Genomic DNA, 14,594 nt, shown 5'->3' with positions numbered 1-14,594 from the left:
TTCAGTTCTCCTGCAGTGTCGGAATCGGGTTCGTGCTGGCGAAGGCCAGGAGGTCGTGGCGGGTGATGACGCCGATCGGCTTGCCCTCGTCGATGACCATCAGCGCATCCGATTCGCTGAGCGCCTTCATGGCCATGGACACACGCTCACCCGATCCGATCAACGGGAAAGCGGTGCCCATATGTTCCGAGACCGGATCCGCCAGACCCGCGCGCCCCTCGAACACCGCGCTCAACAGGTCGCGCTCGGTGACCGCGCCGGCGATCTCGCCCGCCATGATCGGAGGCTCGGCACCGACGACCGGCATCTGCGACACCCCGTACTCGCGGAGGATCTCGACGGCGTCACGAACCGTCTCCTGCGGGTGGGTGTGCACCAGATCGGGCATCGAACCGGACTTCCCGCGCAGCAGGGCGCCGACAGTCGACTCATCGCGAGCCTTCCCGTCGAGCGGGGTGCGGAGGAAGCCGTAGCTGCTCATCCAGTCGTCGTTGAAGATCTTCGACATGTAGCCGCGGCCACCGTCGGGAAGCAGCACGACGACCACGGCGTCGGGGCCTTCACGCTCGGCGACTTCGAGGGCCGCGACGACGGCCATGCCGCACGAGCCGCCGACCAGAAGGCCCTCCTCGCGGGCGAGGCGACGCGTCATCTCGAACGAGTCAGCGTCCGAGACGGCGATGATCTCGTCCGGGATCGTCGGGTCGTAGGCGTCCGGCCAGAAGTCCTCGCCAACACCCTCGACGAGGTACGGACGGCCCGAGCCGCCCGAGTACACGGAGCCCTCCGGGTCGACGCCGACCACCTTCACGCGGCCGTCCGACGCCTCCTTGAGGTAGCGGCCGGTGCCGGTGATGGTTCCACCGGTGCCGACGCCCGCGACGAAGTGCGTCACCTTGCCATCCGTGTCGTTCCAGATCTCGGGGCCGGTGGTCTCGTAGTGGCTGAGCGGGCCGTTGAGGTTCGCGTACTGGTTCGGCTTCCAGCCGCCGGGCAGCTCTTCTGCCAACCGGTCGGAGACGTTGTAGTAGCTGTCCGGGTGCTCGGGCGGGACAGCCGTCGGGCAGACGATCACCTCGGCGCCGTACGCGCGCAGCACGTTCCGCTTGTCCTCCGCCACCTTGTCGGGGCAGACGAACACGCACTTGTAACCGCGCTGCTGCGCCACCAGCGCAAGTCCCACACCGGTGTTGCCCGAGGTCGGCTCGACAATGGTGCCGCCTGGCTTCAATTCGCCGGATTCCTCGGCCGCGTCGATCATCCGGGTTGCGATGCGGTCCTTGGAACTACCGCCCGGGTTGAGGTACTCGACCTTGGCTGCGACGAGCCCCGCCCCGTCCTTGATAACCGAATTGAGTTTGACCAGCGGGGTGTTTCCGACCAGGTCCACGACGTGATTGGCGATGCGCATGCGTCCATGTTCCCACCTTGTGGACATTCGCACCTGACCGGCCCGGAATCTGCACGAGACTCCGCTTTCCGAGCGAGTGATCGACTATCGTGGCGCGCATGACAGAAGCAGTGATTGTGGCCCATGCCCGTTCCCCCATCGGTCGCGCCGGAAAGGGCTCCCTCAAGGATGTCCGCCCGGACGAGCTCGCCCGCCAGATGGTGGCGGCGGCTCTCGCGAAGGTTCCCGAACTCGACCCCGCCCTCATCGAGGACATCCATCTCGGAATCGGCCAGCCCGGCGGCCAGGGCGGTTACAACATCGCCCGCGTCGTCGCCGTGGAACTCGGCCTCGACCACGTCCCCGGCGTGAGCGTCAACCGGTACTGCTCCTCCTCGCTCCAGACCACCCGCATGGCCCTGCACGCGATCAAGGCCGGCGAGGGCGACGTCTTCATCTCCGGCGGCGTCGAGAGCGTCTCGAGCTTCGGCATCTCCGGTGCCGCGGACGGACTCCCGGATTCGAAGAACCCGATCTTCGACGATGCGCAGGCACGGAGCGCGGCCGCCGCAGAAGGCGGCGCAGGCACCTGGCACGACCCGCGCGAAGACGGACTGATTCCCGACGTCTACATCTCGATGGGCCAGACCGCGGAGAACGTCGCGTCGTTCACCGGCATCTCCCGTGAGGATCAGGACCGCTGGGGCGTCCTGTCGCAGAACCGCGCGGAGAAGGCGATCAACGACGGCTTCTTCGCTCGCGAGATCGACCCGGTCACGCTGCCCGACGGCACGCAGGTGAGCACTGATGACGGCCCCCGCGCAGGCACCACCTACGAGAAGATCTCTCAGCTCAAGCCGGTGTTCCGCCCGGACGGCACCATCACCGCAGGCAACGCCTGCCCGCTGAACGACGGCGCCGCCGCCCTCGTCATCATGAGCGACACCAAGGCGAAGGAACTGGGCCTCACGCCGTTGGCTCGCGTCGTCGCGACTGCGGCGACGGGTCTGTCGCCGGAGATCATGGGCCTGGGCCCGATCGAGGCTGTACGCAAGGTGCTGCGCGTCTCCGGCATGAGCATGAGCGACATCGACCTGGTGGAGCTCAACGAGGCGTTCGCCGTCCAGGTTCTCGGCTCGGCTGCCGAGCTCGGCATCGACCACGACAAGCTGAACGTCTCGGGCGGCGCCATCGCGCTGGGCCACCCGTTCGGCATGACCGGTGCCCGCATCACCACCACCCTGCTGAACAACCTGCAGACGCACGACAAGCAGTTCGGCATCGAGACCATGTGCGTCGGTGGCGGACAGGGCATGGCGATGGTTCTGGAGCGTCTCAGCTAACTCTCAGTGACGAGTTTCACAGTAACGCCGGTCGTCGACTCCTGTCGACGGCCGGCGTTTACTTTTGTCCGATTCGTCCTGGGACTTCAGCCTGCACAATTACGGGATTCGGTCTATTAAGTTACGCGGAGGTGACGCGAATCGTGTCGGTCGAACGAACAGTTAGTGCCACCTAAGTACACGCTGAGACATCGCATCGAAACGACGGTAAATCTCCGCTACTGTTCCCCCCGAACGATGTCTTTCCGAGACCAACCAGTTACTTAGTAGGAGTCTGAATGTCCGACAAGACCACCTCGATCGCACGGCGTGCCGCCGTCGCGACGACCGTTGCCGCGGTTGCTGCAACCGGTCTGATCGCAACCGCCGGCGACGCCAACGCCGGACGTCTCCCCAGCGGTTCCAAGACCTCGACGGGCATCGACGGCCAGACCGTCAAGCTCAAGCGCAGCGGCGAGAGCGTGGTCCGTCAGCGCTCGGTCGCCAACAACGGCGCAGGCCGTTCGGCTGCGGTCTCGGGCACCTACAAGGCCACTCTGAGCAAGGGCAAGGGCCTCATGCAGGTCGGCTACCTCGTCGGCTGCCAGATCGACATCACCGGCCTCGAGGGCGGCCTCTCCGGCACGATCGCGACCTCGCCGTCGCTGAGCGGTTCGCTCTCCGTGCCGCTGAAGCCCGGTGAGGTGAAGTTCGTCAAGGGCGACAAGATCGACATCAAGGAGAAGAAGGCGACCGTCATGGTCTCCGGCTTCCAGCTCAACGTTCAGCAATGCGGCGGCCACGCGTCGGCTCGCTCGATCGTGAAGGTCATCGCCGGCGAAGGCTACGAACTGAACGACGACGATGAGCTGTCGTTCGACGGCGGCGTCGTCCAGTCCACCCTGTACGGCAAGCCCTTCAGCCTCGGCTGATCCACCCCGACGACACTGCGCTAGGACGTACTGACATGAAGAACAATTCTCGTATCGCAACCGGTGCCGCAATCGCGGGCGCCGCTCTCATCGCCGTCACCGGCATTCCCAGCACCACCGGTGCTGCCGACGCGGGCAAGCTGCCGGGCGGCTTCAAGCACAAGAACCTCGGCGACGGCAGCAGCGTCAGCATCCGACTCTTCGACGAGTCGGTCCGCGTCAGCCGCGCCGTCAGCAACATCCCGACCAGCCGTGAGGTGTGGGTCTCGGGCAAGGTCGCCGTCTCCACCAAGGGCGATGTCAAGGGCGGCACGCTCAACGCCGGCTACCAGGTCGGCTGCCAGCTCAACTTCGGTGCCAGCGCCGAGGGCAAGGGGTCCGCAACAGCCGAGGACGACACGGTCACGCCCGATGCCGAGGCAACCGGCGGCTTCACCCTCTCCCCCGGTGAGGCCAAGTACGTGCCCGTGGTCAACGTCGCCGGTGCAGACGACGACGTCACCAAGTTCGACTTCGGCAACGCCCGCGGCGGACTCGCGTACAGCCAGGAGCGCTTCGGCGTCGACGGCTGCGCCGGCCACGCCTCGGCTCGTGCCCAGGTCACCGTTCAGGTGAAGACCGACACCTTCAAGGGCAACGTCACGATGTACGGCAAGCCGTTCAGCCTCGGCTGATCCAGCCCGACGACGGCTCTTTTTGACTGATTCCCGCGCGCGTACTCTCAGCACTGTGAGTACGCGCGCGGGAATCGTCGTTACCGGCACCGAAGTTCTGAGCGGATGGATCACCGACCGCAACGGACCGTGGGTGTCACAGCAGTTACTCGCGCTGGGTGTCGAGGTCGGTCACCTCACGGTCTGCGGTGACCGCCCCCGCGATCTGACCGCGCAGCTGCAGTTCCTCACCGATCAAGGCGTCGACCTCATCGTCACCACCGGCGGCCTCGGCCCCACAGCAGACGATCTGACGGTCGCGACGGTCGCCGACTTCACTGGCCGCGAGCTGCGGCGCGACGCCGATATCGCGCGGACCGTCGACGGCGTGGTCCGTCGGTGGCGCAAGTACGCCGATGCGGACTCCCTCCCTCCCTCGATGCTCGCCGCGGTCGAGAAGCAATCACTGATTCCCGATGGCGCGCAGCCGATCCCGCCGGCGGGGACGGCCCCCGGGGTTGCCATACCCGCCGGAGACAGGCATCCGACGATCCTGATTCTGCCGGGTCCACCGCACGAGTTGCAGTCGATGTGGGGCGCTGCGATGGGCAGCGCCCCCGTCTCCGCTGCTCTCACCGGACGATCACCGGTCACGCAGGAGACGATCCGGGCCTACGGGCTGTCCGAACCCGACCTCGCGGTCACGCTGCGCGACGCCGAGCAGTCCATCGACGGCTATTCCGATCTCGAGGTCACCACCTGCATGCGGGGCGGCGAACTCGAGATCGTCACGCGGTTCGACGATTCCACGACGGCGTCGTACGACGCGCTGGTCGACATGCTGAGCGCGTCGTACGGTGAGCGCATCTTCTCGACGGACGGGTCCGAGGTGGACGACGTGGTGATCGACGCGCTGGCCGGCCGCACGGTGTCGACGGCCGAATCGTGCACGGGCGGCCTGATCGCGGCCCGCTTCACCGACCGGCCGGGATCGTCCGCCTACTTCCTCGGGGGCGTGGCCGCGTACGCGAATGAGGTGAAGTCCGGCGTGCTCGGAGTGCCCGCCGACCTGATCGGCGAGCACGGTGCGGTCAGCGAGCAGGTCGCGGCGGCGATGGCCGACGGTGCCCGCACCTCGGTTGGTACGGACGTCGCCGTGTCCACCACCGGGATCGCCGGTCCGGACGGCGCACGTCCCGGCAAGCCCGTGGGAACGGTCTGCTTCGGGGTGGCGATCGCCGGACGCGAGACCGTCACGGCCACCAGGCACTTCCCCGGCGACCGCCGGTCGGTGCGCATGCTCGCCACCGTGGCCGCCATGCACCTGCTGGCCAAGCATCTGCGCGAGTAGCGACTCAGGTGAGGACGGCGACCTGCTCCGGCTCGTCATCGTCGACCGGCGTCACCGCCGACTGCTGACCGACTGGCCTGCGTACGAACAGTCCCAGGATCACCACCACGATGCTCAGGCAACCGGCGGTGACGAACACGGTCCGCACACCGTCGGTGCTCGCGACGGCCGCAGTGTCTCCTGCAGCGATCCCGTCCTTGGCGACGACGGTCATGATCGTGATGAACAACGCGGTGCCGGCACCACCCGCGACCTGCTGCAGCGTGCCGAGCGCCGCCGAACCGTGCGAGTAGAGCGCCGGTTTCAGCGAACCAAGACTCAACGTCATCAACGGAGTGAACGTCGCCGACAGACCGAGACACAGAATCACATTGGCGCCCAGCAGCAGCCAGAACGACGTGTCGGTGGTGATGGTCGTCATCAACCAGACCGCGCCCGAGATGAGCAACGTGCCCGGGATCACGAGCATCCGCGGTCCGCGCAGGTCGTACAGCCGCCCGATGAACGGGGACGCCAGCCCCATCAGCAGACCGCCGGGCAACGTGATGAGACCGGTGGTGAGCGGACTCATGCCGAGAACGTCGTGCGCGAACAGCGGGACGACGATGAACGTGCCCATCATCGTCGCCATCGCGACGATCACCAGCACCACCGACAGTGAGAACGGCACGGAGGCGAACACCCGCAGATCCAGGAGCGCACGGTCCTCGCGCTGCAGCTGAATCTGGCGGGCCACGAACACCGCGAGCCCTGCCGAGCCGATGACGAACGGGATCCAGATCGGCATGGTGGCCGTGCCGTCGGCGCTCTGCCCGATGGACACCAAACCGTAGACGAGACCGCCGAACCCCAGCACCGACAGCGGGATCGATACGACATCGATCGGCACCTTCGACCGCTCGCCGATCTGCCGCACGTACTTCGCACCGATGACCGTCGCACCCACCGCGATCGGCAGCACGACGCCGAATACCCAGCGCCAGCTCAGATGATCGAGAATGAATCCCGACAGGGTCGGTCCGAGCGCGGGCGCCACCGCTACGACGACGGAGATGTTGCCCATCATCACCCCGCGCCGTTCCTCGGGAACCAGCGTCATGACGGTCGTCATGAGCAGCGGCAGCATCACCGCGGTACCGAGGGCCTGCACGACACGCGCCACCAGCAGCATCTCGAAACCGGGCGCCACCGTTGCGAGGGCGGTACCGGTCGTGAAGAGCGTCATCGCCGCCAGGAACATCGTGCGGGTCCCGAACTGCTGGATGAGGAACCCCGTCAGCGGGATGACGATCGCCATCGTCAGCATGAAGATGGTGGTGAGCCACTGGCCTTCGCTCGGCGGCACACCGAGATCTGACTGCAGGACGGGGAGCGCCACGCTCATCACCGTCTCGTTGAGGACTACCACGAACGTGGCGACGATCAGTGTGGCGATGATCGTGAAGTCGTTGCGTTTCACCAGTTCAGCGAACAGGACGAGGCCCGTCCGTGCAAGGTGTTTTCCCTCGCACCGGACGGGCCTCGTCGGTCGGTGAGCGCGTGAGCGGCTAGTCGCTGTTGAGGTAGCTCAGCAGTCGCAGGATCTCGACGTACAGCCAGACCAGGGTGACGGTCAGACCGAGGGCCACGCCCCAGGCCGCCTTCGACGGTGCACCTGCGCGGATGAGGTTGTCCGCCTGGTCGAAGTCGAGAAGGAACGAGAACGCGGCGAGCGCGATGCAGACCAGCGAGAAGATGATCGACAGCGGTCCGCCGTCACGCAGGCCGAAGCCCTCGCCACCGTTGAAGAAGCCGATGACCAGGTTGCCGATGATCAGGGCGAGGACACCGAACATGCCTGCCATCAGCATGCGGGTGAACCGCGGAGTGACGCGGATGGCGCCGACCTTGTAGACGACGAGCATGCCGCCGAACACGCCGAGCGTGCCGAGAACGGCCTGGCCGATCATCGATCCCGCCGAGGTGTTGCTGACGGTGAGGTTGCCGAACACGAACGAGATCGCGCCGACGAACAGGCCTTCGAGCGCGGAGTACGAGAGGACGATCGCCGGGTTGTCCTGTTTGCGGCCGAACGTCGCGATCAGGACGAGGACGAGACCGCCGATGGCGCCGACGGCCATGATCGGCGCTGCGACGGACATCTGGGCGGCTTGGTCGCCACGGCTGCTGATGAAGAAGTAACTCGCGATGGCGAACGCGACGAGCACGCCGAGCGTCATCGCCGTCTTGGTGACGACGTCGTCGATGCTCATCGGGCGGGTGCCGGCCTGCGGCGCGTAGCCCTGCTGGGTGTACTGGTCGGTGTGCTGCTGCTGGCCCTGCATCATCGATGCCTGACCGGCGCCTGCGAGTCCTTGACCGAAGGAGGCGTAACCGCCGCCGTCCTTCTTGTTGCCCCGGACCACGCCTCGCATGATCGGATTACTGCTCTCTCGCACGTATGCTCCTTACACGAATTCGGTACGCATCAACTGTGCGGACGATGTGGTTCGATCGTTCAACGAACATCGGACCCGCTGTGTTCCCTACTTTACCGGTTCTTGACCAAGCCCGAGGCAGACGGCACGCAGGATCGATTCCGCGATCGCCAGATCGTCGCCCCACGGCAGGCCCGGTTTGGAGATCATCAGCGACGCGACACCGTGCGCGGCGGACCAGAGCTTGAGCACGGTGACGACCGGATCGTCCGTCGGCAGGATGCCCGCAGCCATCATCTCCTCGACGGTGTCGGTGAAGTGGACGAATGCCGACGACATCAGCGCCTCGTCCGTGAGGGTCGGCTCGCCGGGCGGGGTGACCCGGATTGACGCCGTGCGGTAGACGACGTCGTTCTCGATGGCGAACCTCACGTAGGCCAGCCCCTGGGCCAGGGTCCGATCCCACAGGTCGTCGACACCCGCGCTCGCCGCCATCATGACCTCGTCGAACTGCTCGAAGAAGTGCGCGCACACCGCGTCGAGCAGTTCTTCCTTGTCCTCGAAGTGCAGGTAGATCGACGGCGGTGTGACGCCAACGCGCTGGGCCACCTGACGGATCGATACCGACTCCGCACTGCCGTGGGCGATCAGCAGATCGGTGGTCGCGTCGATGATCTCGGCGGCGAGCTTCTCACCGGAACCGCGTGGTGAGCGCTGTCGTGGAGGGACGGAATCAGCCATGTCCGGGTGTCATTCCTCCGTGATTCCAATCCGTTCGTGCACTCGCCGCAACGGCGCAGGTGCCCACCAGTTCCACAAGCCGGCCAGCCGCATGAAAGCCGGGACGAGGAGCATGCGGATGACGGTAGCGTCCATCAGGACCGCGAGCGTCAAGCCCACACCGAACATTCTCATGAACGACACCTCGGATGCGGCGATCCCGGTGAAGACGATCGCCATCAACAGGGCAGCCGCAGTGACGACGCGGCCGGTGCGTGCCAGCCCGAGGGCGACGGCACGATCGTTGGCCTCCTTGGTCCGATCCGATTTGAGCCATTCCTCCCGGATGCGGCCGAGCAGGAACACCTCGTAGTCCATCGACAGACCGAACGCGATGCAGAACATCAGCACCGGCATCGTCGCCACCAGGTAGCCGAGCGGGGTGGTCCCCAAGCCGCCCAGATGCCCTTCCTGGAAGATCCAGACCATGGCGCCGAACGTCGCCGACAACGACAGGATGTTCACCACCAACGCCTTGAGTGGAAGGACCACGCTGCCGGTGAACAGGAACAGCAGCACATAGGTCGCGACGGCGATCACGATCAGCACCCAGGGCAGGTAATGGAACATCCCGTCCACCGCGTCGACGTTGGTCGCCGCCGCGCCGGTGAACGCCACTGCCGCACCGGCGGGCTGCGCCACACTCCGCAGTGCGTCGACCTGGTCCCGTCCGTCGTCGCTCATCGGTGCAACCCCGGAGGCGACGGTGAGCAGAGCGGCGCCGGGCCGCGCGTCGGCATCGTTTCCGGGCGCGATCTGCCGCCCGTCCCGGAACACGCCCGTCGGCGACGTCACCGCGGCCACGCCATCGACCTTCGACAGTGCGGACGCGTAGCCACCGAGTGCGGGCGGCGCGACGTCGCCCTCGACGACGGCGACCGCGGTCCCGCTCGAATCCTCGGTGAAGTCGGTGCGGATCTCATCGGCCATCGAGTGCACCGCGGAGTCCTTCGGCAGCACCCGGTCGTCGGGAAAACCGAACTTCAGAGATAGGAACGGCGCCCCGAGGATCAGCAGGAGGACCGGAACGACGATCGCGACCGGAACAGCGCGGCGCAGGACCGCGCGTGACATCCGGTACCAGCCGGATTCCTCGATCGGTTGAGTCCCACCGGACTCGGCTGCCGAGGTCTTCCGGCCGAACCGCTTGGCGATGGCGTGCCGGACGTTCAGGGAGTCCACGCGGTCGCCCAGGAGGATCAGCAGCGCGGGAGTGATGATGAGCGCGGCGAGCAGCGCCACCACGACGACGCCGACGCCCGCGTAGGCGAAGGACCGAAGGAAGTACATGGGGAAGATCGCCAGCGCCGCGAGCGCGAGAGCCACCGTGATCGCGGAGAAGAGCACTGTGCGCCCCGCCGTGTCGATGGTCCGGACGATCGCGTCTGCTCGGGACTTCCCGCCCGCGACTTCCTCGCGATACCGGGTGACGATGAGAAGCGTGTAGTCGATGGCGAGAGCCAGCCCCATCGCGGTGGTCAGGTTGAGCGCGAAGATCGAGACGTCGGCGAACTCGGCGATCACCCGCAGCATCGCCAGGGTGCCGACGATGGCCGCACCGCCGATCAGCACGGGGAGCGCGGCTGCGATCACGCCGCCGAACACCACGATCAGGAACAGGAAGCTGATCGGGATCGCGATCGCCTCGGCGACTGCGAGATCCTTGGAGGTCTGTTCGTTGATCTGCCCGAAGACCACCGCCATGCCGCCGGCCTGGATGTCGATGCCGTGGCGTTGCGAGCCGACGAGGTCGACCATCTCCTCCGCGTTCGACGGTGCCTTCTCGTCACCGCCCGCGATGGAGGCGATGATCTGCGTGGACGACTTGTCCTTGCTCAGCAGTTCCCCTGCCAGCTCCGGAGAGTCCCAGATATTCAGGACGCCGGCCTGCACGTAGCCACCGCGGTCGACCCCCTTGGACTGCAGGACGTCGAGCACTTCGCGGCCCGCCGCCACCGATTCCGGATCGGTGGTGACGTCCACGCCTTCCGGTGCGTCGAGCTTGAATACGAGTTGGGCGCCGCCGCGGTCGAAACGCTCATCGAGCACCTTCGTGGCGTGACTCGATTCGGAACCTGGATCCTCGAATCCGCCGGACATCATCTTCTCCGCGGCACCGATCCCGTACACCCCGCAGAGCACGAGCAACGCCACGGCGATTCCGAGCACGATCTTGGGTGCGGCGATGACGCGCCGTGTCATTCGTGCGAGCACGAGGATCCCCTTACGATTCCAGTAGGTTAACAACGATAAGTTACCACTGATAAGTCATCGTTGGAAGGCCTGTTTTCGGTCCGTTCTATGACGAGTCGGCGCCGAACAGCTCGCACACGAGTCGCCACATGCTCTAATCGCGATGTGACTCGAATCACCGATGATGAGGGTTCCCAGGCGGCCCGGCCGAGCGGATCGCGCCGGGACCCCGAATGGCTCCGCGACCGACTCGACGCCTGGATGAAGCAGCACGAGGGCGACCGAGCCCACGTGACCGGGATCGAGATACCGGCGGCGAACGGTATGTCGAGCGAGACCCTGCTTGCGGACGTTCGCGTCGACGGCCAGGATCGGAAACTGGTGGTGCGCGTCGCGCCGATGCCCGACAACGATCCGGTGTTCGGATCGTACGATCTCGACGGCCAGTTCCAATTGATCCGGCATCTAGCCGAGCACACCGACGTGCCGTTGCCCGCGCTGTGGTGGTCGGAGCCGAGCCCGGACGCACTGGGTGCGCCGTTCTTCGTGATGGACCGTGTGGGTGGCGACGTCCCACCGGACGTCATGCCGTACACCTTCGGGTCGTGGGTCACCGAGGCGACCGCCGAGCAGCGGTCGCAGATGGCGACCGCGTCGGTCGGCGTCCTCGCGAAGATCCACGCCGCTCCCCTGCCGCCGGTCGGCGTCGCCGCGCCCGGCGACGGCGAGTCCCCGCTGCGCTCCCACATACGGCGCCTCCACGGGTTCTACGACTGGGCGCGCGCCGGACGTGCGGGCGCCCCGCTGATCGACCGCGCCTTCGCCTGGGTCGAGGAGACCTACCCCCGGGACGAACCCGAACCGGCGCTGTCGTGGGGTGACGCACGGATCGGAAACATCATGTACCGCGATTTCGAACCCGTCGCCGTCCTCGATTGGGAGATGGCGACCATCGGCCCACGCGAACTGGACGTGGGATGGATGATCTTCCTGCACAGATTCTTTCAGGACCTCGCGGAGTTGGCCGGCATGGACGGACTGCCCGGTTTCCTGCGCCGCGAGGATGTCGCAGCGTCGTACGAGGAGCAGACCGGATATCGGCCGGTGGACCTGGATTTCTTCACCGGTTACGCCGCCTTGATCCACGCCGTGATCATGTTCCGGATCAATTGCCGCGCAATCCACTTCGGCCAGACTGAGGAGCCGACTGACCCGGACGACATGATCTTGCACCGCTCGGCGATGGAGGCGATGATCGCCGGCACGTATTGGGAGAATGTGAAGCGATGAGCGAGTCCGCGCTGTCGGAGATGGACGACCATCCGATCCACCAGATCGCCGAGGTGATCCGGCACGTCGGTACGTCGGACCGCAACTTCTACGACCGGTACTACTTCAACTGCCATGGGCCCGACGGTGATCCGTGGTTGATCATCGGGTTGGGCGTGTATCCCAACCTCGGAGTGGCCGACTGCTTCGCCGTCGTGCGGCACGGTGACGACCACATCGTGGTGCGCAGCTCGCGCGCCCTCGGCGCGGACCGGAACGATCTGACCATCGGTCCCTTCCGGGTCGAGATCCTCGAGGGCCTCCGCACACTGCGGGTGAGCTTGAGTCCCGGCCACGGCGACCTGTCGTTCGATCTGACCTTCGACGCGGACGGTCCTGCGGTCCTGGAACCGCGTCACTTCCAGCGGCAGCTCGAACGCGTCACGTTCGACACCATGCGCTTCGTGCAGACCGGTCGGTGGTCAGGCTCACTGACTGTCGACGGCCGGGAATCCGAGGTGGAACCCGACGGATGGCGCGGCAACCGCGACCGGTCCTGGGGCGTACGACCCGTCGGCGAAGCCGAACCTCCCGGGCGTCGTGCCGCATCGACCGATGCGACGTCGTTCTTCTGGATCTACTCGGTGATGCGCTTCGCCGACTACGCGATCGTGGTGCTGGTCCAGGAATTGCGCACCGGCGAACGGATCATGGGTGACGCCAGACTCGTGTGGAACGACTCCCGCCGAGATCCGGAATGGCTGGGGCGAGTGGAGCACGACATAGAGTTCGTCCCGGGCGGTCGCGAACCGGCAGGCGCCACGCTGCGATTCATCAAGCCTGGTGGCGTGACGACAAGTGTCCGGTGCGAATCCCAGGTGGCCAATTACATCGGCTTCGGCACCGGTTACGGCCTGGAGCAGGACTGGCGCCACGGGATGTGGCAGGGCGACGAGAAGACCCAGGGCATGCGCAACGACGTGTCCGAACTCGATCCGACCATGAGGATGTTCTGCCCGATCGACTATTACGCGACGTTCGCCTACGACGACGGCGAGACCGTCGATACCGGCGAGGGCCTCTTCGAGTTCGCCGTGATCGGTCCGCACGACCAGTACGGGTTCACCGAGTACCTGGACGTCGCGCCGGATAGGTGACGCGCCCCCAGACGACAGCCCGCATTACCGAGGCACCTCGCACCCGTCGGGCCCGCAGGCGTCGCCTTCACCGATGAGTGTCGGCGTCGGGCGATCGGCCCACGCCTGATTCAGTGCCTGCGTGAACAGTTCGACCGGCTGAGCTCCGGACACGGCGTACTTGCGGTCGAAGACGTAGAACGGCACACCCTGCACTCCGAATTCCTGCGCCTGCGCCTCATCCCGGCGGACGTCCTGCGCGTACCGAGTCGGGTCGTCGAGCACCTCTCGTACGCCGGCCTCCTCGAAGCCCGCGCCGACCGCCACCTCGACGAGGCGGTCGCTGCTGCCGAACAGCGGCTCGGGCTCCGCGAAGTTGGCCGCATAGAGCGCGTCGAGCATCGTCTCCTGCCGGCCGAGCTCCTTCGCCCAGTGCAGGAGCCGGTGCATATCGAAGGAGTTGCCCATGTCGCGCCCCGACGTCACGTACTCGAGCCCGGCCTCACGCGCCGACGCGGCGAGCTGACGCTCCCCGTCCGCCGCCTGCTCCAGCGTGCGTCCGTACTTCTTCGACAGATTCTCGACCACGTCCCCGGATGTCCCCTCCGGGACATTCGGGTCGAGCTCGAACGAACGGTGCGTCACCTGCACCGACTCCGCATTCTCGAACTCGTCGAGCGCATCGTGGAAGCGCTTCTTGCCGAGGTAACAGAACGGGCAGTTGATGTCGGTCCAGATCTCGACCTGCATGATGATGCGCCTCCATACGTGAGATGTTGCCCGGTTCAACAACGCCGTCCGCGAGCGTGTTCCCAAGACCGGCGGCCCGATGCCACACGACACCGCAGCCCTGGCATGCTTGACCGCACGCCCCTATAGCCCAATTGGCAGAGGCAGCAGACTTAAAATCTGCAAAGTGTCGGTTCGAGTCCGACTGGGGGCACTGGTAGCAACGGGCTTGGCTCCTGGCCTGCCCGGTGCGAGCGACTACAGGTTTGGGCACTGCCCGAAGCGCCGCTAGCCCCATGCATACAAGCCATTCGGCGGCATCACGTCGTCCAACCGGACGAATCTCTCCAAAATTCGGAAAGTCGGCAATTCAAGAACGTCGGATACCGCTAATCTCTGGCGGGTTTAAGACTTTCGATACC

General features: G+C 66.1%; 12 protein-coding genes and 1 tRNA gene. 7 read left to right on the top strand and 6 right to left on the bottom strand.

Annotated elements, in window-relative coordinates; genetic code table 11:
* Window position 1: 1 nt before the first annotated feature.
* On the bottom strand, window positions 2-1,411 hold the full coding sequence (locus FO044_RS03815; protein WP_132994031.1) for a cystathionine beta-synthase: 1,410 nt from the start codon (window positions 1,409-1,411) through the stop codon (window positions 2-4).
* A 98-nt stretch (window positions 1,412-1,509) separates the two neighbouring features.
* Between FO044_RS03815 and FO044_RS03810 the strand changes: the two genes are divergently transcribed.
* From FO044_RS03810 to FO044_RS03795, 4 genes are all read left to right on the top strand, one after another.
* Window positions 1,510-2,733 carry an acetyl-CoA C-acetyltransferase gene (locus tag FO044_RS03810; RefSeq protein ID WP_132994032.1) on the top strand — a complete coding sequence of 408 codons (1,224 nt, stop codon included), beginning with the start codon at window positions 1,510-1,512 and terminating at the stop codon, window positions 2,731-2,733.
* Window positions 2,734-3,011: 278 nt separating this feature from the next.
* On the top strand, window positions 3,012-3,644 hold the full coding sequence (locus FO044_RS03805) for an MspA family porin (RefSeq protein WP_143965351.1): 633 nt from the start codon (window positions 3,012-3,014) through the stop codon (window positions 3,642-3,644).
* 35 nt (window positions 3,645-3,679) lie between these two features.
* Window positions 3,680-4,318, top strand: coding sequence for an MspA family porin (locus FO044_RS03800; protein ID WP_143965350.1), 639 nt, complete (start codon window positions 3,680-3,682; stop codon window positions 4,316-4,318).
* Window positions 4,319-4,373: 55 nt separating this feature from the next.
* Window positions 4,374-5,648: a competence/damage-inducible protein A gene (locus FO044_RS03795; RefSeq protein ID WP_143965349.1), complete on the top strand. Its 1,275-nt coding sequence runs from the start codon at window positions 4,374-4,376 to the stop codon at window positions 5,646-5,648.
* A 4-nt stretch (window positions 5,649-5,652) separates the two neighbouring features.
* Here the strand turns inward: FO044_RS03795 and FO044_RS03790 are convergent, their stop codons facing one another.
* The 4 genes from FO044_RS03790 to FO044_RS03775 form a co-directional block, all read right to left on the bottom strand.
* Window positions 5,653-7,107, bottom strand: coding sequence for an MDR family MFS transporter (locus tag FO044_RS03790; protein ID WP_132994036.1), 1,455 nt, complete (start codon window positions 7,105-7,107; stop codon window positions 5,653-5,655).
* A gap of 88 nt (window positions 7,108-7,195) precedes the next feature.
* Window positions 7,196-8,086, bottom strand: a complete 891-nt coding sequence (locus FO044_RS03785; RefSeq protein WP_132994037.1) for a Bax inhibitor-1/YccA family protein — start codon at window positions 8,084-8,086, stop codon at window positions 7,196-7,198.
* A gap of 87 nt (window positions 8,087-8,173) precedes the next feature.
* Complete coding sequence (locus FO044_RS03780; protein WP_132994038.1) at window positions 8,174-8,806, bottom strand: TetR/AcrR family transcriptional regulator; 633 nt, start codon at window positions 8,804-8,806, stop codon at window positions 8,174-8,176.
* A gap of 9 nt (window positions 8,807-8,815) precedes the next feature.
* Window positions 8,816-11,059: an MMPL family transporter gene (locus tag FO044_RS03775; RefSeq protein ID WP_132994039.1), complete on the bottom strand. Its 2,244-nt coding sequence runs from the start codon at window positions 11,057-11,059 to the stop codon at window positions 8,816-8,818.
* Between the two features lie 144 nt (window positions 11,060-11,203).
* Here FO044_RS03775 and FO044_RS03770 point away from each other — a divergent pair, with 144 nt between their 5' ends.
* Window positions 11,204-12,328 (top strand): phosphotransferase family protein, encoded by a 1,125-nt coding sequence (locus FO044_RS03770; protein ID WP_235831531.1) that lies wholly within the window; start codon window positions 11,204-11,206, stop codon window positions 12,326-12,328.
* Complete coding sequence (locus FO044_RS03765) at window positions 12,325-13,464, top strand: Rv3169 family protein (RefSeq protein ID WP_132994041.1); 1,140 nt, start codon at window positions 12,325-12,327, stop codon at window positions 13,462-13,464. The genes FO044_RS03770 and FO044_RS03765 overlap by 4 nt, the downstream gene beginning before the upstream one ends.
* Window positions 13,465-13,488: 24 nt before the next feature.
* Here FO044_RS03765 and FO044_RS03760 read toward each other — a convergent pair whose 3' ends face one another.
* Window positions 13,489-14,193 carry a DsbA family oxidoreductase gene (locus FO044_RS03760; RefSeq protein ID WP_132994042.1) on the bottom strand — a complete coding sequence of 235 codons (705 nt, stop codon included), beginning with the start codon at window positions 14,191-14,193 and terminating at the stop codon, window positions 13,489-13,491.
* Between the two features lie 119 nt (window positions 14,194-14,312).
* Here FO044_RS03760 and FO044_RS03755 point away from each other — a divergent pair.
* Window positions 14,313-14,386 (top strand) — tRNA-Leu (locus FO044_RS03755).
* Window positions 14,387-14,594: the final 208 nt, after the last annotated feature.

It is taken from the genome of Gordonia zhaorongruii (assembly GCF_007559005.1).
GTDB lineage: Bacteria > Actinomycetota > Actinomycetes > Mycobacteriales > Mycobacteriaceae > Gordonia > Gordonia zhaorongruii.
Note: the sequence above shows the minus strand (reverse complement) of the source record. Positions and strands in the feature narration are given on the sequence as shown.

Bases quoted from the DNA above. Each gene is read 5' to 3' on its own strand.
- FO044_RS03780 (WP_132994038.1), bottom strand. From the start codon at position 8,806: ATGGCTGATTCCGTCCCTCCACGACAGCGCTCACCACGCGGTTCCGGT.
- FO044_RS03760 (WP_132994042.1), bottom strand. From the start codon at position 14,193: ATGCAGGTCGAGATCTGGACCGACATCAACTGCCCGTTCTGTTACCTC.
- FO044_RS03805 (WP_143965351.1), top strand. From the start codon at position 3,012: ATGTCCGACAAGACCACCTCGATCGCACGGCGTGCCGCCGTCGCGACG.
- FO044_RS03815 (WP_132994031.1), bottom strand. From the start codon at position 1,411: ATGCGCATCGCCAATCACGTCGTGGACCTGGTCGGAAACACCCCGCTG.
- FO044_RS03765 (WP_132994041.1), top strand. From the start codon at position 12,325: ATGAGCGAGTCCGCGCTGTCGGAGATGGACGACCATCCGATCCACCAG.
- FO044_RS03800 (WP_143965350.1), top strand. From the start codon at position 3,680: ATGAAGAACAATTCTCGTATCGCAACCGGTGCCGCAATCGCGGGCGCC.
- FO044_RS03810 (WP_132994032.1), top strand. From the start codon at position 1,510: ATGACAGAAGCAGTGATTGTGGCCCATGCCCGTTCCCCCATCGGTCGC.